Raw genomic sequence first — 21170 nt, forward strand, 5'->3', positions numbered from 1 at the left:
CTCCACCGGTACTCGGGAACGCGGCGTGCTGCGCCAGGGGAGTGATTGTCACGCCCGTGGGTAGTTGGGGAGATCTCGTTCCGCTGTGTTGCGGGAGGTGCGATGGGTGGACGGAGAACGTTCCGTGACGCCGTGGTGCTGGTCACGGGGGCGTCGAGCGGGATCGGCCGCGCGACCGCCCTGGCATTCGCCGCCGAAGGGGCCCGCTTGGTGCTCGCCGCGCGCGGCGAAGCGGCGCTGGCGGAGGTGGAGCGCGACTGCCGAGCACGCGGCGGGCAGGTGTTGGTGGTGCCGACCGACATCGCGGATCCCGCGGCCGTCGAGCGGATGGCCCGGCTGGCGGTGCAGCGGTTCGGGCACATCGACGTCTGGGTCGAAGCGGTGGCCGTCGGTATCGCCGGGCCGCTGGGCTCCGAATCGGTCGACGAGATTCGCCGGCTGGTGGACACCAACGTGTTCGGCACCACCCTCTGCGCCCGCGCCGCGCTCGCCACGTTCCAGGCGCAGGGCCACGGGATCCTCGTGCTCCTCGGATCGTTGCTGTCGGTGGTCCCCAACCCGCTGGTCCCGCTCTACTCCATGACCAAGTTCGCCATCAGAGGGCTGGCCCTGAACCTCCAACAGGAGGTCGCCGGTCATCCCCGGATCCGGGTCTGCCTCGTGTTGCCCGGGCCGGTCGACACACCGTTCTTCGAGCGGGCCGCCAACCACACCGGCCGACAACTACGCGCCATCCCGCCCGCGTACGCACCCGAGCGTCTCGCCGCCACGATCCTCGCGTGCGCCCGCCGCCCGCGCAGGCAGGTGACGACCGGGCTGGTCTCACACCTGACGCTCTTCGCCCACCGGGTCGCGCCGCACACCACCGAGTCGTTGGTCGCCCGGTGGAGCGCGACGTTCGTGACCAGGCCGACCGCCGCCGCGCCCGGGGCGGGTTCGCTGTTCGATGCACCACGTGCCGGTGCGGTGCAGGGCGGGTATCGCCGCGGCCGGGTCCGACGCCGGCTCGGCGAGTGGCTGGGCGTCGCGCAGGCACGCGGGAATCGACCCACCCCCGGCTGACCGCCCCCGCGCACCGGCGACGCCGCAGGGCAGGTGATCACCGGCACCTGGTCTCCGCCCCCGGCGAAGGCACCCCGTCATGTCCGCCCAGCACGCCTCTGGCCGGGGCGTTCGTCGGTGACCACCTCCCGCTCGTCGACGCCCTCGGGCCGGCGTTCGCGGCCGGTCCATGGGGCGTCGCACATCCGGCGACAGGCGATCCCACCCATCAAGGCGGCCAGGAGGCCGGCGCCGAGGATCACCGGACGCGTGCCGTCGACGAGGAAGTCGTTGCCCCGCAGACGCAGGGGGCGCTGGCCGATCAGGGTCACCGGTAACGGTGACAGGGCCACGGAGAGCTGACGCAACGATCCCGGCGGCCGGCTCGTTGGTGCGACGAGGGGCGGACGGAGGCGGACGATGGCGGGGGGACGCGGTGCCGAGCTGCTGCGCCCGCCCACGAGTTCGGGCCGCGCCACGTTCCTGGAGCTCTTCTTCGATCTGGCCTTCGTCGTGGCCCTCACCCGGGTCTCGCAACGATTCGTAGACCTGAGCGAGGACACCGGGTGGGCTCTCGTCGCGGGGTTCGCTCGCACCCTGCTGCTCTTCCTGGCGCTCTGGCTGATCTGGTCCCACACCGCCTGGATCACCAGTCGCTACGAACCGGAACGATCGATCATCCAGGCCGTCGTGGTCGGCACCATGCTCGCCGGTCTGGTCATGGCGGTGACGCTGCCACGCGCGTTGGAGGAGCGAGCGCTGCCGTTCGCGGCCGCGTACCTGATGGTGATGCTGGTGCGGCCGCTGGTCGTCGCCGCCGCGCTGCGCGGCCATCCGCGACGGTTGGTGCCGTTTCGGCTCGCCGCGTGGGCCGCGGCGAGCGCGCCGCTCTGGCTCGCCGGCGCGCTGGGCCCGGACCGACTTCGCCTGCCGCTGTGGGCCGCCGCCCTCGCTGTCGACTACGTCGCCTGGGCCCTGGGCTGGCCGCTGCCGCGGCTCGGCGCCTCAGCGGTGCACCGCTGGCGGATCGCCGGGGCCCATCTCGCCGACCGCCACCAGCAGATGTTCCTCATCGCCCTCGGCGAGTCGATTCTGGTCATCGGCATGGTCTTCAGCGGCACGGACTACTCCACGGAACGGGCAGCGGCCTTCGGGATCGCGTTCGCCACCAGCGCGCTGCTCTGGCGCCTCTACTTCTACCGAGCCGGGGTGCTGCTGACCGAGGCGCTGGGTCGGGCGGGCATGCCCGCCCGGCTCGGCACGGCCTCGGAACGGACGCATCTGCTGATCGTGCTCAGCGTGCTCGTCACCGCGGTCGGCTACGAGCTGGTTATCGATCATCCGTACGGGCCGCCGCGGCCCAGCTGGCTGCTTTTCGTGGTCGGCGGCCCCGTGCTCTTCCTCGTCGTCCGCACGGTGCTGGAGTACGAGATCTTCGGCCGGGTCTCCCCACCATGGCTGGTGGGAGTGGTGGCCCTGCTGCTGTTCACGCCGGCGTTGGCCCGCTGGGCGCCGATGGCCGGGCTGAGCGTCGTCGCCGCGGTGCTGGCCCTGGTGGCGCTCCTCGACGCCCTGCGCAGCCGGGGACGATCGCCCGAGCTGTCCACCTCGCCGATCGGGCGGGGGGCGACCGGCGATCGCGACTCCGAGGCGTGAGCACGCGGCGGGAACGCCCGCGGCGGGGCGAGGTGTCGTGACGCTGACCCGCCCGCGGGACGGCCGTTGCTGCCGTCGTACCGGAGCCGGAGCCCGCCGACCCGTCCGGGTCTCAGGTCGTGATGGTCCGGGGCCGCCAAGGGCTCATGGGGCCGATTCCGAGGTCGCCCAGCGCGGCCGCGCCACGCTGGGCCTGGGCGCCGCCGCTGAGCAGCAGGGTCCGCGCCGACTGGTAACGGCAGCCGACGGCGTCGAACGCGCCGGCCGCGGCAAGCACCGCCTCCTGGTCGCCGTCGAGCAGGGCTTCGGCGCGTCTCACCATCGCGTCGGCCACGGGGTTGCCGGCCACGACGGTCCGGGCCTCGGCCAGGCGGCGGCGGGCGTCGGGGCTCCCGGCGAGTACGGCGGCCTCGGCGCGCAACGCGACATACCAGTGCAGCCAGATCCAGGTGACCCACTTCCACACCTCGCCCGGCTCGGGTGCCATCCGTTCCATCGCCTCCGACGCCTGCCCCCGGTGCAGCAGTAGCATCCCGTCGAAGACCGCACCGTAGCCGTAGGTGTGCTCCGGTGGGGTGCCCAGCTGATCCAGGACCGCGTTCCAGTCGCTTCGGGCCTCCTCGTCGCCGCGCAGACCGTGGATCATCGCCACGCCGGCCGCCGCCGGCCCGAGCACGGACCGGGCGGGGCTGCCGGCCCGCTGCCACGCTTCCAGGAACCGCACGCTGCCGGCGAGTACCTCGTCGACGTTGCCCGCCAACGCGTCGGTCACCAGCAGCCAGCCGGTGGCACGATGGCCGACCTCGGCGAGCAACGGATGATCGGCGAGCTGCCGCGCCGACCGGCGGGCGCCCGGCAGATCCCCCGCACCGAGGCTGGCCTCGGTGGCCATGCCGAGCGCGTCGAGCAGCTCGTGGGTGCTGGCCGGGGTGACCGGCGCCGACGCGAGCAGCGCGATCCGGCGCCGGGCCGTGGCCGCCACGGCGAACGTGTCACCGGCCCAGCTCCGGGCGCCGGTGAGCGCGTCGAGTGCGGCGGACTCGGCGAGCGGGTCGCCCGTGCGGTGAGCGAGTTCGACCGCCCGCTCGGCGCGCGCGATCGTCTCCGGTACGGCGTTGTCGGGTGGGCCCTGGGCAGCGCCGAACGCGTCGCTGAGCACCCCTGCCTCGGCCAGCGCCACCGCGGCCCGGGCGGCCGGGTCGTCGCCGGCCAACGTCCTGGCCTCGCCGAGGAGCGCGGTCGCCTCCTCCTGCGACGGAATCCGTTCGAACTTCGTCCAGAACCGGTACGCGTTGGTGGCGGCGGTCGCCAGGTCAGAGGCGGCACCGGCGGCGTCCCCGGACCGCTGGGCGGCCTCCGCGGCCGCGCGGTGGAGGCGGTACATGTCATCACCGCGCATCCGGCATCCCGCGACCGCCGCGGCCTGCCGCAGCATCGATGCGGCGGCCGCCGGGTCGTCCGCGAGCGAGGCCGCCTGTTCGTAGCGCAGCTGGGACTCGCCGATCAGGTGGCGGGTGAAGGTCAGCTCCGCCAGGCGCCGGGCGAGGCGATGGGCGTCGGCGCGCCGCTCCGGCCGGTCGGCGGCCCACGCCAGTGCCGCACGGAGGTCGTCGGCGACCGCGTCGAAACGGGCCCGCCAGTCCGCTCCTGCCCCCTCCAGGAGCGCGGCCTGGGCCGAGCACCAGCGAAGGTGGCGGAACCGGACGTCGGCCAGTTCGCCGGCCTCGGTGAGCCGCTCCGTCCCGTACTGGCGGATGGTCTCCAGCGCCCGGTACTGGGTGCCGGTCAGGGAGGCCGTCACCACCAGCAGGCTCTGTTCGGCGAGCCGAGCCAGGCCGTCGGCGACGAAGCCGTCCTCGGAGCCGGCGACCTCCGCCGCCGCCGAAGCGGTGAACGGCGCCACGAACACCGACACCCGGCGTAGCAGCGCCCGGTCGGCCGGCTCCAGCAGGGCGTGGCTCCAGTCCAGCGCCGCGCGTACCGAACGGTGCCGGTCGTCGGCACGGGAGCCACCGGTGAGCATCCGCAGCGGATGGGACAGGGCGGCGGTGACGCCGTCCAGCCCGAGCGCGGGACACCGCGCGGCGGCCAGCTCGATCGCCAGCGCCATGCCGTCCAGCCGCTCGCAGATCGCGGCGATCTGGTCGTGCAGCGACGGATCCGGCGACCAGCCCACCGCCGCCGCCCGCTCCATGAACAACGCGACCGCGTCCGACGCGCCGTCGACGGACAGCGACAGCGGCGGCACCGGGTAGACCCGCTCGAACGGCACCATCATGCGGGCCCGGCTGGTCGCCAGCACCGTCACTGCGGGGCACGCCGCCAGCAGCCGTTCGACGAACAGCGCCACCCCGTCCACCACGTGCTCGCAGTTGTCCAACACCAGCAGCACGTGACGGTCGGCCAACGCGGCGACCACCGACTCGGTCATCTCGCGACCGGGCTGCTCGCCCAGGCCGAGCGCCCCGGCGACCGCGGTCGCGACCAGGCCCGGGTCGGTGGTCGGGACCAGGTCGACGAACCACACCCCGTCGGGGTACGCGCTGGCGGCGTCCGCGGCCACCGCCAGCGCGAGCCGGGTCTTGCCCACTCCGCCGGGGCCGACCGCGGTCACCTGCCGGTGTGCCCTGATCAGCTCGGTCAGCTCGGCCCGCTCCTGGATCCGGCCGACGAACGAGGTCAACGGGGCCGGCAGGACCGGCGCCGGGTGAGCCGGGTTGGTGCCGGCCACCTCGGGCGCACGCTGGGCGAGCGCCCGCCGGTCCGGGACCTCCAGCTTGCGTAGCAGCGAGGAGACGTGGGTCTCCACGGTACGAACCGAGATGAACAGCCGCGCCCCGATCTCGGCGTTGCTGAGGTGCTCGCCGAGAAGCGCGAGCACCTCGGCTTCCCGAGGGGAGATGTCAACCATGCTCCCATCCTGTCGTAAGCCCTCCCTGCCGCGGTTCCGTGGTCGGCTCCGTGGCCAGCACGGATCCGGGCGGGGGTGCCGGCGGACATGCTGTGAACACGCAGCCGCCAGGGCCGGCGGCGGCCCCGCGACCTGAAGGAGGAACGATGGACGGCTCTTCCATCCCGGGAATCAAGACCGCGCTGCACCCGGTGTCGGATCTGGCGAAGGCCAAGGCGGTGTACGCCGCGCTGCTCGGCGTGCCGCCGTCGACCGACTCGTCGTACTACGTCGGCTTCGACGCGGCGGGCCAGCACATCGGGCTGGTGCCGGGCGGCGGTCCGCAGGGCATGACCTCGCCCGTGGCCTACTGGCACGTGCCGGACGTCGAGGCGAAGCTGGCCGAACTGACCACCGCCGGTGCCACCGTGCGCGAGCCCGCGCAGGACGTCGGTGCCGGCCGTCTCGTGGCCACCGTCACCGACCCCGACGGCAACGTCCTGGGGCTGATCCAGGACCGCTGAGCGGCGCCAGCCGCGCCGGCGGTCAACGCGAGCACATCCGTGGGATCCCTGCCGGCAAACGAGCACACCCCTGTCATCTGCGCGGCACGACAGCCGCGACCACAACCATGGGAGGACCTGGAATGTCCGTCATCGAATCCGTCACGCTCGAAGTGCCCGATCCCGCGGCGGCCGACGCGTTCTACACCGCCGCCTTCGGGGTGGGTCGCCGAGTGGGCGTACGCGCCACCCAGGCGCCCACCTCCGGCTTCCGCGGGTACGCCATGTCGCTCGTGGTGTCCCAGCCCAGCACCGTGGACAGCCTCTTCGACACCGCCCTCGCGGGCGGGGCGACGACGGTCAAGCCGGCCGCGAAGGGATTCTGGGGCTACGGCGGCGTGCTCCTCGACCCCTACGGCACGATCTGGAAGATCGCGACATCGTCGAAGAAGGACACCGGGCCGGCCACCCGGCACATCGACCAGATCGTCCTCCTGCTGGGAGTGACCGACGTGGCCGTGACCAAGCGGTTCTACGTGGAGCGCGGCCTGCCCGTGGCCAGGAGCTTCGGCCGCCGGTACGTCGAGTTCGCCACCTCGAGCATCACGCTGGCGCTCTACAGCCGCCGGGCCGCCGCCAAGGACGCCGGCGTCTCGCCCGACGGCACCGGGTCACACCGGCTCGCCATCGGCGGCAGCGCCGGAACCTTCACCGACCCGGACGGCTTCGAGTGGGAGACCGCCACCCCGAACGGGCGCTACGGCGGGGCCGACCTGACCATGCCGGCAGGACTCCTCGACCCGAAGAGAGGGCGGTGACGCCCTGCCGCCGCGAGGAACTCACCCGCGCGGCGACAGGGCATCGAGGTCGCGCAGTGCGCGAAGGTGCTTCCACCGGAAACCGCCGGGCCGTCGCGCACCCCTCCGGCTGCTTCTCCTTCTAGCCTCCGGCACCTCACCCCACGTCGTTCTCCCGAGCTTCGGCCTGTCGCCGGCCACCCGGACCAGTCCGTGACCCGCCGATCCGGAGTCCATTCCTGATCGGCGGGTCACGGACCGGGTGTGACGTCAGCGGAGGTGCCGGGCGAAGAACCGCACGGTGCTGTCCAGCTCGGAGGCCGGAATCTCCGCGTGCCTCCCGGGATTGGCGTGCAGGGTCTTCTCGACCGAGGCGAAGGCGTCGAAGAGCGCCAGGCCCTGCGCCCGCGGCACCCGCTCGTCGTCCCACTGCAGGAGGAACTCCACCGGGACGGTGATCCGGGCGGCGTGCTCGGCCGATGCCAGTGCCCCGCCCAAGCCCAGCACCGCGGCGCGTACCCGCGGTTCGGCGGCGACGAACGGGACGCCGAGCCCGCAGCCCAACGACACGCCCCAGTAGCCGACCGGGCCGGCGCCGACGTGGTCGAGGCCCTGGACCGCGTCGAGGACCGCCTGCCACTCCGGAACGGTCTGGCGGGCGACGAGCGCCTGGAAACCGGCGATCAGCGGAGCCACGTCTTCCCCGGCCTCCACGCGTGCCTGGTTCTCGGTCGCGATCCGGTGGTACTCCTCGTCGGTCGGCCGGTCGCCGTGGCCGGGCACGTCGACCGCGACCACCGCCGAGCCGCACTCGGTCACGAAGCGGTACGCGCGAGCCACGACGCCGGGAGCCTTCTTGTGCTGGCCGCCGCCGTGCCCCATGAGGATCAGGGGACGGGTACCGGTGGAGCCTTCCGGCGTCCACAGCACACCGGGAATCTCGCCAAGGGTGAAGAGCTGTTCGCGGACGCCGTCAGACGACGTGTCGGAGGTGAAGCGCATGTGTACGCCTTTCGGGGATGCCCTCTGCGGGCACTCCCCGGGCCATGCGGGAGAGGGAGGCCCGACCTGTCACAGCGTTGATCGGTCTCACCTCCTCAGGTCGCAGCAGCGCACGGCGTCCGGGAACGTATCACAGCCGGCCCCAACAGGAACCACGCGGCGGCGCCTGCGGCGGCTGACGTCAGCAGGGCCTAGTCGCGACCCCGCACCAGCTCGGTGAGATGGGTTCGGTAGTTCGGGCAGGTGGCGATGTCCTCGTGCGAGCAGTTCAGCCCGGCCTCGAGAAGATCCAGCGCCGCCCGCAGCGCCGCCATCCTGTCCTGCAACGCGCGGTGGTTGCGCCGTAGCACCTCCTTGCGGGCGGCCGGGTCGCGCGCGGCGAGAAAGGCGCGGATCTCCGGTAGCGGCAGGCCGGCCTGCTTGGCGCGCACGATCGACGCCACCCGGAACAGGTCGTCGCGGCTGTAGCGGCGGCGGCCGCCCTCGGCGCGCGCCGGGGAGAGCAGCCCCACCGACTCCCAGTGCCGTAGTACGTGGGTGGGCAGACCGAAGTGGTCGGCCAGCTCGCCGATCGTCATCGGGCTTGACCTCATGTCGACATTAAGTCGCAGCATGGCGGGCATGTCCAGTCTGCTTGCTGCCCTCGACGCCCTTGACGCACAGCCAGTCGCCGTGCGGCTGCGCGTACGCTCCTACGAGCTGCTCGGCGACCTCGCCGGCCGAACCGTGGTCGACGTCGGCTGCGGCGGCGGCCGTGCCGTGGCCGAGCTGGCCGAGCGCGGCGCCCGCGCGATCGGCGTCGACCTGGACGCCGAGATGATCGCCGTGGCCCGGGAACGATGGCCGGCGGGCGAGTTCCACGTCGGCGACGCCTACGAGCTGCCGTTCGAGAACGGCTCGGTCACCCACTACCGCGCCGACAAGGTGTTGCACACGCTCGCCGACCCCGCGCGGGCCGTGGCCGAAGCCCGCCGGGTGCTCGCGCCGGGAGGCCGGGCGGTCCTGGTCGGCCAGGACTGGGACATGATCGCCATCGACTCGGACGACCCGGAGACCACGCGCAGGCTGGTCCACGCGAAGGCCGACAAACTCCCCTCGCCGCGCGTCGCCCGGAGGTACCGCAATCTGCTGCTCGACGCCGGCCTCACCGACCCGGTCGTCGAGGTGCACACCAGTGTGTTCACCGACGCCAGCGCGCTCGCCCTGCTGGGACGGATCACCGACGAGGAGAGCTGGCTGAGCGAGCAGGCCGAGCGCGCCCGCGCGGACCGCGTCCTCGTCGCCGTGCCCATGTTCCTCGTCGCCGCGCAGCGGTAGTCCGGGACCGGAGCCGCCGTCGACCGGCGCGAACCGGGCCGGAAAACCGGCTGAACCGTTTCCGAGCGAGGTCCGTGTGGATGCCGAACGGCTCCCGGACGTCCTGGGAGCCGGGGTAGAACTTGGAGACCTCGACATGATGCGCAAGCACCTCGTGCCCTTTGTTGCCCTCATGGCTGCCGGCGTCGCGGCGTTGACGGCGTGCGCCTCGACCCCGGAGGCACCGGCGCCGGCGCGGGCGTCCGCCTCGGCCAGCGGCGAGGCCACGGCGCCCGCCGGCGGTGCCGCCGGCGGCGACCTCGCGCTGCTCCCCGGCACCGCGAAGTCGAACAACTCGCCGGCCGGCACCGGTGACTGGGCGGTACCGAACGGCGGCGTCGCGACCGGGGCGGTCCGACAGTCCGCGCAGCGGTGGGTGCAGTTGACCGCGGGCAAGGCCGGCGACCTGGACCCGGTGGTCGTCAACGGTGCCGGGCTCACGCTCTACCGCTTCGACAAGGACAGCAACAACCCGCCTACCTCGAACTGCAACGGCGACTGCGCGCAGACCTGGCCGCCGGTCACGGTCGCGCCGGGCGGCAAGATCTTCATCGCCGGGATCAGGAAGGCGGCGGTCGGCACGGTCCGGCGCGCCGACGGCGCCCGGCAGGTCACCATCAACGGCTGGCCGGTGTACCGCTTCGCCAAGGACACCAAGCGTGGCGACACCCTCGGGCAGGGCGTCGGAGGAACCTGGTTCGGCGTGACCCCGACCGGCGGCAAGGCCGGCGTGCCGCAGGGCAGTCAGGCGACTCCGGACACCGGTGACGCGACCGCGCCGCCCGCGACCAGTGCCGTCTTCTTCGACGAGGCAAACTTCAGCGACAACGGTGCTTCTCAGGGAGTGGCCGGTCCCGGGTGCCAGAACCTCGCCCGCCCGGGCGTCGCCTCCTCCGTCGCGGCCCCCGGCTCGCTGAAGATCTGGTCCGGCCCGGACTGCACCGGCCGTTCACAGCTCATCGCCGGTGACGTCGCCGACCTGGCCTCGATCGGCTTCGACGACGCCGTCGTCTCGGTCCGCTTCAGCTGACCGTCACATCTCGTACGGGTGTGCCGGTCCGGTTCTTCGCCGGGCCGGCACACCCGTCGTCGTGTCGGCCGAGCCGGGTGGCCCTCTCGGCCGGCCATCGCCAATCGAGGCGCCATGTCCGTGCCTCGACGCCGAGAGGTTGCGCGAACTGATGATTCACGGCAGGCGGACGGTGAGTCGGCGGGCTCTGGCCCTCGGCGGGGTGGCCCTCGGCGTGGCGTCGCTGCTCGCCGGCTGCGTCCGCGCGGTGGAGGGGACCGGCGCCGCCGAGCGTTGGAACGCGACCAGGGTCGCCGGTCTGGAGATCACGACGGGTGTGAGCGGTCCCCGGCCCGGGGTGCCCGACTCACGCCTGGTCGCCGTCGGTAGCGACGGCGGCGAGGCGGACCGGCTCGCCCGCAACGCCATCGACGACGTGCAGAGATACTGGGCGGACGAGCTGCCGGCCACCTTCGGTCGGCGGTTCGACCCGGTCGCGCGGCTCATCTCGTACGACTCCACCGGCCCGGGCGTCGCCGTCTGCGACAGCAGCACGCAGGGGGCGGTGAACGCCTTCTACTGCCCGTCCGACGACACGGTGGCCTGGGATCGGGGCCAGCTGCTTCCGATGCTCGACGACTCGTTCGGGCCGATGGCGGTGGTGGCCGTCCTCGCCCACGAGGTGGGGCACGGCGTGCAGTTCCGGCTCGGCGCGGTCGACGGGCGGACCAGCTCGATCGTGAAGGAGCAGCAGGCCGACTGCTACGCGGGGAGCTTCTTCCGGTGGGTGGCCGAGGGCAACGCCCCGCACTTTCGGCTGTCCACCGGGCCCGGCCTCAACCAGATCCTCGCCACGCTGTTCTTCATCCGCGACGGTGTGGACACCGGGTTCGAAGGGGCGGGGGCGCACGGCAACGCCTTCGACCGGATCTCCGCGTTCCAGCTCGGCTTCGGTGACGGCCCGGCCCGGTGCGCCCGCATCGACGAGTCCGAGGTGCGGCGGCGGATCACCCAACCGGCCACCGGCCGGCCGTCGGCGACCGCAGAGGTGACCGGCGACCTGCCGGTGGACGACCCGGATACCCTGGCCGCGCTCCAGGAGACACTGCGGGCGGCCTTCGACCGGGACGGCGCCGTCGCGTGGCCGGCCATCAGCCCGTCCCTGCCGGGTTGCCCGGAGGTGACCGTCACCGCCCCCGCCGCCTACTGCCCGGCCACCGACACGGTCGGCCTCGACCTGGCCGAGCTGGCCCGTCTCGCGACGTCCCCGGAGCAGGGGCAGGGCGGGATCGGGGACTTCGCCGCCTTCGCGGAGATCGCCTCCCGGTACGCGCTGGCGATGCAGCGCGCGGAGGGTCTTCCGCTCACCGGGCTGGCCACGGCGCAGCGCACGGCGTGCCTCACCGGGGTCTGGGCGGCGACGATCGTGGTGGGCCGCGGTGCCGTGCTGCAGCTTTCCCCCGGCGATCTGGACGAGGCCGTCGCCGAGATGCTGGCGTCGCGCAGCCTGATCGCCGCCGACGTCAACGGCGCCGGCATCCCCTCCGGGTTCGCTCGGGTCGAGGCGTTCCGGGCCGGCTTCTCCGCCGGCACGCCCGCGCCCTGCCTGGAGAAGTACCGGTAGGGCGGCGTCGCCGGCACGGTGCCGGCGTGCTTCACCTGGTCCGCGCGCCGCGCGGGTCTCCCGACCGGGGGCCGGTCGTCGCGTGGCCCGTCCGCCTACAGCGTCACGGTGGCGTACGCCTTGCCGTCGGTGTTCTCCACGCGGACGCCGCCGACCTGGGCGGGGTCGATCAGGGCGCTGCCGTCGAGGGTGGTGCCGTGGGCCGCCGCCTCCTCGGACACCAGCCAGCTGCCCGCCAGCACGGTACTGCCGTCCTTACCGACGACCAGCAGGCGGCAGCGCTCTCCCTGGGGGACTCCGGACACCGCCGCGTTGATCCGCACCCATCCTGCTGCCGGGGTCACGGCGACGGTGACCCGGGCACCCGTGACCGGGTCGCTCGCGCTGGCGTAACGGGTGGCCGGGTTGGCGGCCGTCACCGAGGTCGAGGGGGTGGGCAGGGCGCGTGTGTCGGGGGCGTCGCCGGTCGTACGGCCGAGAACGACACCGCCGGAGATGGCGGCGGCGAGGGCCACCACCGCGGCAGCACTGAGGATCAGGCCGCGGCGCTGACGACGCCCGGACGACTCGCTGCGGACCTGGCGCAGGGTGCGCTGCAGCAACAGGTCGCCGCCCTCGGGTGGGCCGTCGAGGAGCATCGCCTCGGGCACGGCCTCGAGCGCCGTCTTCCACTCCTGCAGCGACTCGACCTCGGCTCGACACTCCGCACAGCCCGCCAGATGTTCCTCAACGTGGCGGACCTGCTCCTCGTCGAGCTCGCCCATCAGATAGCCGCCAATGTCCACGTGGTCACTGGCGGGCATCGCGCCGTCCGATTTCATGAGGCAGACCGTTCCACCCCGGCGGGGCGCCCTGCGATGTCGCGGAGCGCCCGGAGTGCGTAGTAGGAGCGTGACTTGACCGTGCCCGGCGGGACACCAAGTGCCTTGGCGGCCTCCGCGACAGTACTCCCGAGTAAGTATATCTGCTCGAGTACCTCGCGGTGCTCGCGCGAGAGGCGGTTGAGGGCGTCCACCACCAGCATCGAATTGACCACCTGGTCGGCGTGGTCCCGCTCGACGGCGACGTCTGTCGGGCTCTCGGGCACCTCGGGCGGTCGCGCCTTCCGGGCACGGACCGTGTCAAGGACGATGTTGCGCACCACGGTGAGCAGCCACCCCCGTACCGAGCCCTTGCCGTTGACCAGGCTGTCCGGGTGACGCCACGCCCGTACGAGCGCCTCCTGGACGACGTCCTCCGCGGCGGCGCGGTCCCGGGTGAGCTGGGTCGCGTACGCGAGCATCGCGCGCCCATGCTCCTCGTAGAGCGACCGGACCAAGGCCTCGTCTGCTACTTCCTGCCGGCGAACGGGCCTCAACCCCGCCATACGTACCATCCTCCGCTGGCCCCACGCCGCCGGTCTCCATCGGCGCACACGGGTAACCAGGATGCCTTGCGCACTTTCGTCTTCCGATGATCGCTAACGAATTTGTCGCTCTACTCACGCCGTCACGCCGTCACGCCGTCACACCGTCAACGTCCCCGGCCGGCCGGCGCGGCCGCCTTGCCGCCGTCCGGAGCGATCACGAACCAGACCCCGTCGGCGCCCTGGCCGGAGATCTGGCCGGGAACCCGGTCGTCCGCGAAGCGGTAGACCGGCCAACCACCGACGGTCACCTGCTGGGTTCCGTCGGAGCGGGCCGTGGCGCCGAGCCGGGAAGGATCGAGGTCCTTGAACTTCACCGTCTCGCTCACGAGCACCGGTAGCCACGTGGTCAGGCACCCTCCCGTGCAGTTCGACCGGGAGGGCGAGGCGCTGTCCCGGTCGAACCGGTAGAGGGTGAAGCCCTGCCCGTCGAGAACCACCGGGCCGAGTTCCGGATTCTCGCCGAGCTGCACCGACGCCGGCCAGTAACCCCCGTCCGGGCTGCGCTGCCCGAGGTCGTCCGGCGCGCCGCCCGCCCGCGGGTCCTGCGCGGCACCGGCCTGCGGCCGCGGCCCGCCACCGCTGGGGTCCGGCTGAGGCACGGCGACCGGGTCGGTGACCGTGGTGGTACACGCGGACGCGAGGAGCGCGGCGGCCAGCGTCAGGGAACCGAACAGGGTGCGCGGGGTGAGTGCCTTCATCGCCATGCCAATCGATCGACGGGTTCGGACAGGGGGAGTGGGTCAGCGGCGCAGAGTCGGGACGCGTCGACCGCGCGGGGCCGGACGGTCGAGGTCGAGCCCGAGCACACCGACGTCGAGCGTCCCGTCGGCGTCGACCTCGAATCGCCACGCGGCGTTCGGCGCGTCGCCGACGACCAGGACCGCCGCCGTGCCGCCCGAGACGGCCGCCAGCGCGCCGAGGCGCTCCAACTCGCTCGGCGGGATCGCGGCCGTGACCACCACCAGGTGGTCGCGCAGAACACCGGCCTGGTGGGCGGCGCTCACGCCATCGTCGGACGCGGCCAGTACCGCGTTGGCGTCGGGCACGACCCGGACCTGCTCCGGGACCGGCCACGGGGGAGGCGGGGGACCGACCACGCTGATCGCGGTGGACGCCGAGGTCGTGCGACGGCGGATCTCGCCGACGAAGGCGCCGGCGACGCGCATGCAGGCCGCGGGATCTCCGACGAGCGCCACGATTCCTGTCGCGCGTCCCAGGTTGACGACGGCCAACTCACCTCCGACCGTCCCGACGGTGGCGAGCAGCGGCAACGCGTCGCCGCCGCCGGTGCGCTGAGCGAGCTGCCAGCGCGCGGCCTCCCAGATCGCGCCCTGCTGCCGCGCCTGCCACGGGGCCGGGGCCTCCGGCAGTGCCGGCGCCAGTCGCAGCGAGACCCGCTCCGGGCCGATCAGCGCGGCGTACACCTCGGCCTGACCCGCCTGGGTGGCGAGGTGCCGCACCGTGTGGTCCAGGACGGCATCGGTGTCGGGCGTCGGCGCGCGGCGCGGGGACGCGGCTCGGCGCCGGCGCTGCCTCGGCTGGATCGGTACCAGCACGACGACGGCCACTGCCAGCAGCGTGCCCGCGGCGAGCAGCGCCGTGGTGACCGGAGGGAGGCCGAGAATCCGGGTCTCGCCCACGGGCGCGGCGGACGGCACCGCCACCGGGGCGGCCGGATCGGACCGACCGACCGGCGGTGCTCCCGGCTGCCGGCCCCCGCTCGGGCGGGCGCTCGGCGGCGTGCCGATCCTAATCTCGCCGGAGGTCGCGCCCTTGGGAAGCACGAAGACCCAGCCCGCCATGATCGGCTGCCCCGGCTCGGTCAACGCGAGACCGTCCGGCTGTGTCCGCCCCTTGTTGAGATCGAAGAGTTCCGGCGCGCGTCGGGAGTCGCCGAGCACCCGGTCGGCCACCCCCGCGAGGGTGAGATCACTCTCCGTGCCGGGCTCGCCCGGCACCACCCAGTACGGCACCGAGGGTTCCACGGCGCTCGCTGTGCCCGCGGTCAGCGGCAGCAGCAGGAACACCAGCGCGGCGGCGACGGCCAGCAACCGGCCGGCCGCCGCCCGCGACGGACACGGCAGGGCGGTACGGAGCAGCCTGCGCATGATTACCTCACTCACAGCGAATGTCGTGACTCGGACGGGCAGTCCGGCGGGTCATGCGGTGACGGCCTCGCGTAGCGCGGCGCCGAAGAGCCGCATCGAGGCGGGGCCGCCCGGATTGAGGAGCACGTCGACGTCCTCGGGCAGCAGCTCCACCAACTCGGTGCCACCGACCTGCCGCCATCCGGGTGCCTGCACCCGGCGCTGGTCCGCCGCCCCCGTGGCGACCAGCACGCACGGCACCCCGTCGGGGGCGGGTGCCACGACGACGTGACCCTCGTCGTCGACCGCGACCCCGAGCAGACTGTCCCGCATCGCGAGGAGGACCAGGTCCGCCTCGGCGCGCCCCGCCACGACCAGCTTCGCCGCCGCGTCGACCGGTCCGGTCGGCGCGTCCGGGTCGTTGGGCAGGTAGAGCGGGTTGGGCTCGAACGCGCCTACCGTTCCGTCGTCGTCGACGAGCCACCCACCCACGATCGACTCCACCGGCGGCACCGCCCCGGCCTGGTCGCCGGCCCCCGGTGGCGGTGACCAGTCGCTGTCCAGCAGCAGCATCCAGTTGCGGTCGAAACTGCTGTCGTCCTGTTCGCTCACGTGCTTACTCCCTTACTGAGAACGGGTCGGCTTCAACTCGACGAACGTGCCCATGTTCTCGACGCCGATCTGGCCGATCGTGCGCCCGGGCGCCCCTGGGTGGGGGTGCGCGCCGACGAAAACGGAATCGGTTGCCGCAAAGATCTGCCGATTGTCGCCGAGGTTCTTCATGGCGTCGGCGAACGCCTGCCCGCCCGTGCCCGACGTCTTACCGAAATTGCAGGAGAGCAACGTGATCGGCCCCTGGGGATTCGTCCGCGTCAGACTCCGGAAATCCTCGTTGGCGTTCAGGACCTTGGCGAACTGGCCGCCGGGCACCTGGATCACCTTGCCGTTCTTCAACGTGACGAACGCGCCTCGCGGGGTGCCGTGCGCCACGACGAAGTTCGGGTCGGCCTTCGACCCGTTCCACGGCGCCAGTTCGACCCGCTCCTTCGTCGCGTCGAACTGGAACCTCATGTCGCGCCCGTCCGGCACGCTGCGGAACATCGCCGCCTGCGGGAGGGTCTTCCCGTTGGAGAGGGCCATGTTGACGTCCGACGAGGCGAACTTCAGGAAGTTGTGGTCTGTTTCCCGGCTGCGGAAGAGCACGCCGATCTGATTGCCGCGGCTGTCCAGCATCTCTTCCGACTTGACGTTCTTGGCGCTGGAGACGACGAAATTGTTCTTGTCGTCCCAACCGATGATCGTGTTCTTGTCGAACTTTCCCCGGATCTTCGCGTAGTTGATGGTGGCCTTGTTGCGCAGGGCCTTCAGCTTGGCGCCGGCCGGGTCGAGCGCGCCCTTGACGACCGTGCCCGGGCCGAGGCTGTGGAAGCCCGAGCCGGCGCCCGCCGGCCCGCGCGCGTCCGGGACCGTGCCGGGGCTTTTGATGTTGGTGAGTTGTTTGGTGCCGGCTTTGATGCCGTCCTTGATGGTGCCTTTGAGGGCGAACTTCATGACTCGGCCGGCGAGTCGTCCGCCTGGGACCAGGCCGAGGGCCAGGCCGCCGGCTGCCAGTCCGATCGCGGCGGGGTCTCCGCTGAGTGCCGCTGCGGCGAGGTCGATGGCGCCGGAGAGTAGGCCGATGGCGGAGCCGAGTGGCGGGAAGATGAATGACGCGATGGCGGAGAGGACGTCGAGGATCGTGGTGATCCATTCGATGACCGTGCTGCGGAGGAATTCGATGAAGGCGTGGAATGCTTCGGCGATCTTTTCCCAGAGGGATCGTTGGGGTGCGTCCTTGGCGAGGTGTCGGAGGGTTTCGGCGGCGGTGCGGGCGGCTTGGTCGCGGAGGGCGGTGGCCTGGCCGAGTAGTGCTTTGGCTTGGTCGAGGGCCTGGCGGGCGTTGTCGGCGCGGTGTTGGGCGGCGGTGAGGTCGTCGTCGGCTTTGTCCTTGGCGGCCTGGGTGGCGTCGGTGTCGCCGCTGAGTGCGGTGAGGGCGGCCTGGGCGGAGGAGAGTGCGGCCTGGGCGGCGCCGTGGTCGCCGTCGGCTTGTCGGGCCTGGTCGAGGGCGCGTAGCGACATGGTCTGCGCCTCTTCGAGGGAGGGCAGGTAGCGCAGGTACGCCTCGGCGGCGGCGGCGTAGGAGTGGGCCATCCGGTCGAGTCGGGGCGGTAGTTTGCCGATCAGGTCTTTGAAGGCTTCCATGGCCTTGCCCTGGCCGATGTCGATCTGGCTGCCGGAGGCGAGCAGGTCGTGTGCCTCCTGGGTGGTTCGGGCCAACTCCTGGTAGGCGCGGGTGATCTCCTCAAAGGACTCCGGATCACCCGGTACCGGGTCGGAGTCCAGCTGCAACACCGACCACTCGGCCGCTCCTGGACGCGCCATCACTCCCCAATCACCCCCGGGACTCCGTACGCCCCGACCGGCGTCGGGGACGACCCCCACACGTAGCAACGCCGCAGACGGTTCACGTCCCGGTCGCGTCCGATCGCCGCCCATGTCCGGTGGAGGGGCATCTACCTGTCCTGTCTGCTGGTCGCCGGCTCCGCATCGCGGATGCTCACCTGCTGAAGTCGGGCAACGGGTCGCCGAAGTCGAAGGGGGGAAGCTGCGGCGGAGCGGTCGCTGGAGCGGCTGCCGGGGGAGACGTCTGGCCGCCCCCGCGAGAGACCAGCGGGCGGAACTCGCCCCCGTTGGAGACCGCGATGGTGGCGAAATCGCCACCGGGATTGGTGACCTCGCCTCGGAAGTCCTTCGGCCGGGTCGTCCAGACGGTGTCGGTCGCCGCGTAGATCTGCCGGTCGTTCCCGAGGTCCTGCATCACCTGGCTGAACTCCGGGGCGACCTTGCCGTCCCGCGCGCCGAAGCTGCAAGCGATCATGGTGATCGGGCTGTCGGGGTTGGCCCCGGTCGCACTCTGGAACACCGTGTTCTGGTGCAGCACCTTGGCGAACTCCCCGCCCGACACGTTGACCACCTTGCCGTTCTTCAACTGCACCGCGACGTCCTTCGCGCTGCTGTGCGCCATGACCAACATCGGGTCGTGCGCGTCGCCGGCCCAGGGCGCGCGGCGGAGCTGGTCGAACTCGAAGTCCGGCTGCGGCCCCTTGTGGGACGCGCCTGCCGCCTCGGTCGGCCGGTGGCCGGGCACGCTCTTGAAGACCGCTCGCCCGTCGGGGGCCAGATCCGGGCCCCGGTACCGGCCGGTGGCGAGGTTGGTGTCGACACGCGCCCACGCGGCGCGACTCTCGCTGTCGCGGGCGCTGAGCGGGAAGCTCACGCCGATCTGCCGGCCGTCACCGTTGACCACCGGTTCGGCCCGGACGTCGTCGACGTTGAAGCGCGTCTTGATGCCCCAGCTGTTCTTACCCACGATGGTGTTCCCGTTCGGCGCGGGTCGGGGCCGGAACCGTGACGCCACGACGCTGCCCAGGTCGCTCAGGTTCTGCCCGGCCGACGTGAACGCGCCCTTGATCACCTTGCCCGGGCCGTAGCTCGTCGCGTCCGCGCCCAGGTTCTTCGTGCCGGTTGCGCCGGGGCTTTTGATGTTGGTGAGTTGTTTGGTGCCGGCTTTGATGCCGTCTTTGATGGTGCCTTTGAGGGCGAACTTCATGACTCGGCCGGCGAGTCGTCCGCCTGGGATCAGGCCGAGGGCCAGGCCGCCGGCTGCCAGTCCGATCGCGGCGGGGTCTCCGCTGAGTGCCGCTGCGGCGAGGTCGATGGCGCCGGAGAGTAGGCCGATGGCGGAGCCGAGTGGCGGGAAGATGAATGACGCGATGGCGGAGAGGACGTCGAGGATCGTGGTGATCCATTCGATGACCGTGCTGCGGAGGAATTCGATGAAGGCGTGGAATGCTTCGGCGATCTTTTCCCAGAGGGATCGTTGGGGTGCGTCCTTGGCGAGGTGTCGGAGGGTTTCGGCGGCGGTGCGGGCGGCTTGGTCGCGGAGGGCGGTGGCCTGGCCGAGTAGTGCTTTGGCTTGGTCGAGGGCCTGGCGGGCGTTGTCGGCGCGGTGTTGGGCGGCGGTGAGGTCGTCGTCGGCTTTGTCCTTGGCGGCCTGGGTGGCGTCGGTGTCGCCGCTGAGTGCGGTGAGGGCGGCCTGGGCGGAGGAGAGTGCGGCCTGGGCGGCGCCGTGGTCGCCGTCGGCTTGTCGGGCCTGGTCGAGGGCGCGTAGCGACATGGTCTGCGCCTCTTCGAGGGAGGGCAGGTAGCGCAGGTACGCCTCGGCGGCGGCGGCGTAGGAGTGGGCCATCCGGTCGAGTCGGGGCGGTAGTTTGCCGATCAGGTCTTTGAAGGCTTCCATGGCCTTGCCCTGGCCGATGTCGATCTGGCTGCCGGAGGCGAGCAGGTCGTGTGCCTCCTGGGTGGTTCGGGCCAACTCCTGGTAGGCGCGGGTGATCTCCTCAAAGGACTCCGGATCACCCGGTACCGGGTCGGAGTCCAGCTGCAACACCGACCACTCGGCGTCCCCCGGACGCGTCATGACCAACCTCCCCCATCGCACCCATCGGTCTGGCTGTCCGGCGGCCAACGCCGGAGCCGACTCGCACACGTAGCGGATGCGAGATCGGTTCAGCCGCGCTGAACCGAACCGGCCGACCGTCCGTGTACGGCGCGGAGACGTTGACCGGCCCGGGGAGGAGAGCGGGGATGAGCGAGCGGAGCAGGCTCGGCACCGAGGTGCCGACATGAGCGTGATCGACGTACCCGGCGCGGAGCTGGAGCGGGTGCATGACCTGCTGCAGCGCACCAAGGAGCTGATGGACAGCTCGTCGATCAGGTCGATGGGGGCGGTCGTCGACACGCTCGGGCAGCACGAGTTGGAGAAGGCCGCGCACGAGTTCGAGAAGCGGTGGGGTGACGGCCGGCACGTCGTCGCCAAGGACCTCGAAGGGGTCCGCGACGCCGCGAAGGCGGTGGCCGACGCGTTCCGGGAGACGGACGAGCAGACGGTCGCCGCGCTGCAGGAGCCGGAGGGGGCGACGAGTTGACCAGCGGAGGAGCCACGTCGACGACCGGTGCGACGAACCCGCCCCCGACCGGGTTCGAGCTGCGTACGCCGGACGACTGGGTCGACTTCTCGGTCGCCGACGAGGCGAGCGAGAACCGGGTGGCGAACGAGGTGCGGACGCGGGCCCGTCAGGGTGGGTTCACCGAGGAGCAGGCGGGACAGTACGCCGAGCAGCTACGCCGGTCGGTGCGGCAGGCCCGCAACGCGGGAGCGGTGCACGCCGCCGGCACGTTCCAGGTGTACGAGGACGGCCCGCTCACCGCGACGGTGCTGGTCTCGGTGGTCACCCCGCCCGCGACCGGTGACATCCTTGGCGCGTTGACCGCGGTCGCGCAGCCCGCCCGCCCCGACGGGACCTGGCGTCGGGTGAGCACCGCCCGGATCCCCACGATCGGCACGGTCGGCCGGGTGCACGGCATCCAGAACGTGACCCAGGACGGGGCCACCATGCGGTGCGCCGTGATGCACACGGTCGTACCGCTGCCGGGAACCGTGAACGTGCTGGTGGTCACCGGTTCGAGCCCGAACCTCGCCGAGGCGGAGGAGCTCTTCGAGCTCTTCGCCACGATCACCGCCACGCTGACGTTCACCTATGAGGGGGAGGCTCCCGCGCTCACGCCGCAGGAGGTCTCCCGGGGGGAGGTCGGCGGCTAGGGGGTGCCGCCGACCCGCGAACGGGGGGACACCGCAGTCGGTGTCCCCCCGTCGTCGTCTCGTACCCCGACTCCATCGGCGCGGGCAGCCGCCCGT

At 72.3% G+C, this 21170-nt stretch carries 20 protein-coding genes; 9 read left to right on the forward strand and 11 right to left on the reverse strand.

The genetic code is table 11. The features are described from left to right. Positions 1 to 102: 102 nt before the first annotated feature. Complete coding sequence (locus SM573_RS16910) at positions 103 to 1062, forward strand: SDR family NAD(P)-dependent oxidoreductase (protein WP_474616503.1); 960 nt, start codon at positions 103 to 105, stop codon at positions 1060 to 1062. A 77-nt stretch (positions 1063 to 1139) separates the two neighbouring features. On the opposite strand, the gene SM573_RS16915 is transcribed toward SM573_RS16910, so the two are convergent. Next, complete coding sequence (locus SM573_RS16915) at positions 1140 to 1373, reverse strand: hypothetical protein (protein WP_474616504.1); 234 nt, start codon at positions 1371 to 1373, stop codon at positions 1140 to 1142. Between the two features lie 88 nt (positions 1374 to 1461). On the opposite strand from SM573_RS16915, the gene SM573_RS16920 reads away from it, so the two are divergent. Next, positions 1462 to 2697: a low temperature requirement protein A gene (locus tag SM573_RS16920; RefSeq protein WP_474616505.1), complete on the forward strand. Its 1236-nt coding sequence runs from the start codon at positions 1462 to 1464 to the stop codon at positions 2695 to 2697. Between the two features lie 112 nt (positions 2698 to 2809). Here the strand turns inward: SM573_RS16920 and SM573_RS16925 are convergent, their stop codons facing one another. Continuing rightward, entirely contained in the window at positions 2810 to 5608 is a 2799-nt protein-coding gene (locus tag SM573_RS16925) for an ATP-binding protein (RefSeq protein WP_474616506.1), read from the reverse strand. Between the two features lie 146 nt (positions 5609 to 5754). Between SM573_RS16925 and SM573_RS16930 the strand changes: the two genes are divergently transcribed. Continuing rightward, positions 5755 to 6111, forward strand: a complete 357-nt coding sequence (locus SM573_RS16930) for a VOC family protein (protein WP_474610024.1) — start codon at positions 5755 to 5757, stop codon at positions 6109 to 6111. 122 nt (positions 6112 to 6233) lie between these two features. After that, a complete protein-coding gene (locus tag SM573_RS16935; RefSeq protein WP_474616507.1) occupies positions 6234 to 6908 on the forward strand; it encodes a glyoxalase in 675 nt (224 codons plus the stop codon). 249 nt (positions 6909 to 7157) lie between these two features. Here the strand turns inward: SM573_RS16935 and SM573_RS16940 are convergent, their stop codons facing one another. Both SM573_RS16940 and SM573_RS16945 read right to left on the reverse strand, forming a co-directional pair. Beyond that, a complete protein-coding gene (locus SM573_RS16940) occupies positions 7158 to 7889 on the reverse strand; it encodes an alpha/beta hydrolase family protein (RefSeq protein WP_474616508.1) in 732 nt (243 codons plus the stop codon). Between the two features lie 191 nt (positions 7890 to 8080). Then, positions 8081 to 8467, reverse strand: coding sequence for a MerR family transcriptional regulator (locus tag SM573_RS16945; protein WP_474616509.1), 387 nt, complete (start codon positions 8465 to 8467; stop codon positions 8081 to 8083). 43 nt (positions 8468 to 8510) lie between these two features. Between SM573_RS16945 and SM573_RS16950 the strand changes: the two genes are divergently transcribed. From SM573_RS16950 to SM573_RS16960, 3 genes are all read left to right on the forward strand, one after another. Beyond that, positions 8511 to 9206 carry a methyltransferase domain-containing protein gene (locus tag SM573_RS16950; RefSeq protein ID WP_474616510.1) on the forward strand — a complete coding sequence of 232 codons (696 nt, stop codon included), beginning with the start codon at positions 8511 to 8513 and terminating at the stop codon, positions 9204 to 9206. A 136-nt stretch (positions 9207 to 9342) separates the two neighbouring features. Further along, positions 9343 to 10275, forward strand: a complete 933-nt coding sequence (locus tag SM573_RS16955; protein WP_474616511.1) for a hypothetical protein — start codon at positions 9343 to 9345, stop codon at positions 10273 to 10275. A gap of 172 nt (positions 10276 to 10447) precedes the next feature. Further along, complete coding sequence (locus SM573_RS16960) at positions 10448 to 11878, forward strand: neutral zinc metallopeptidase (protein ID WP_474616512.1); 1431 nt, start codon at positions 10448 to 10450, stop codon at positions 11876 to 11878. Between the two features lie 95 nt (positions 11879 to 11973). Here the strand turns inward: SM573_RS16960 and SM573_RS16965 are convergent, their stop codons facing one another. From SM573_RS16965 to SM573_RS16995, 7 genes are all read right to left on the reverse strand, one after another. Next, on the reverse strand, positions 11974 to 12699 hold the full coding sequence (locus tag SM573_RS16965; protein WP_474616513.1) for an anti-sigma factor: 726 nt from the start codon (positions 12697 to 12699) through the stop codon (positions 11974 to 11976). Beyond that, positions 12696 to 13244 carry a sigma-70 family RNA polymerase sigma factor gene (locus SM573_RS16970; protein ID WP_474610016.1) on the reverse strand — a complete coding sequence of 183 codons (549 nt, stop codon included), beginning with the start codon at positions 13242 to 13244 and terminating at the stop codon, positions 12696 to 12698. The genes SM573_RS16965 and SM573_RS16970 overlap by 4 nt, the downstream gene beginning before the upstream one ends. A 146-nt stretch (positions 13245 to 13390) precedes the next feature. Next, positions 13391 to 13990 carry a hypothetical protein gene (locus SM573_RS16975; RefSeq protein WP_474610015.1) on the reverse strand — a complete coding sequence of 200 codons (600 nt, stop codon included), beginning with the start codon at positions 13988 to 13990 and terminating at the stop codon, positions 13391 to 13393. Positions 13991 to 14026: 36 nt separating this feature from the next. After that, positions 14027 to 15394 carry a hypothetical protein gene (locus tag SM573_RS16980; RefSeq protein ID WP_474616514.1) on the reverse strand — a complete coding sequence of 456 codons (1368 nt, stop codon included), beginning with the start codon at positions 15392 to 15394 and terminating at the stop codon, positions 14027 to 14029. Between the two features lie 51 nt (positions 15395 to 15445). Then, positions 15446 to 15985 carry a type VII secretion system-associated protein gene (locus SM573_RS16985; protein WP_474610013.1) on the reverse strand — a complete coding sequence of 180 codons (540 nt, stop codon included), beginning with the start codon at positions 15983 to 15985 and terminating at the stop codon, positions 15446 to 15448. 12 nt (positions 15986 to 15997) lie between these two features. Then, positions 15998 to 17764 (reverse strand): putative T7SS-secreted protein, encoded by a 1767-nt coding sequence (locus SM573_RS16990; protein WP_474616515.1) that lies wholly within the window; start codon positions 17762 to 17764, stop codon positions 15998 to 16000. 205 nt (positions 17765 to 17969) lie between these two features. Beyond that, a complete protein-coding gene (locus SM573_RS16995; protein ID WP_474616516.1) occupies positions 17970 to 19940 on the reverse strand; it encodes a putative T7SS-secreted protein in 1971 nt (656 codons plus the stop codon). A gap of 157 nt (positions 19941 to 20097) precedes the next feature. On the opposite strand from SM573_RS16995, the gene SM573_RS17000 reads away from it, so the two are divergent. Continuing rightward, on the forward strand, positions 20098 to 20400 hold the full coding sequence (locus tag SM573_RS17000) for a hypothetical protein (RefSeq protein ID WP_474610010.1): 303 nt from the start codon (positions 20098 to 20100) through the stop codon (positions 20398 to 20400). Further along, a complete protein-coding gene (locus tag SM573_RS17005; RefSeq protein WP_474616517.1) occupies positions 20397 to 21074 on the forward strand; it encodes a hypothetical protein in 678 nt (225 codons plus the stop codon). Before SM573_RS17000 ends, SM573_RS17005 begins: the two co-directional genes overlap by 4 nt. Positions 21075 to 21170: the final 96 nt, after the last annotated feature.

The organism is Micromonospora xinjiangensis, from assembly GCF_056150165.1.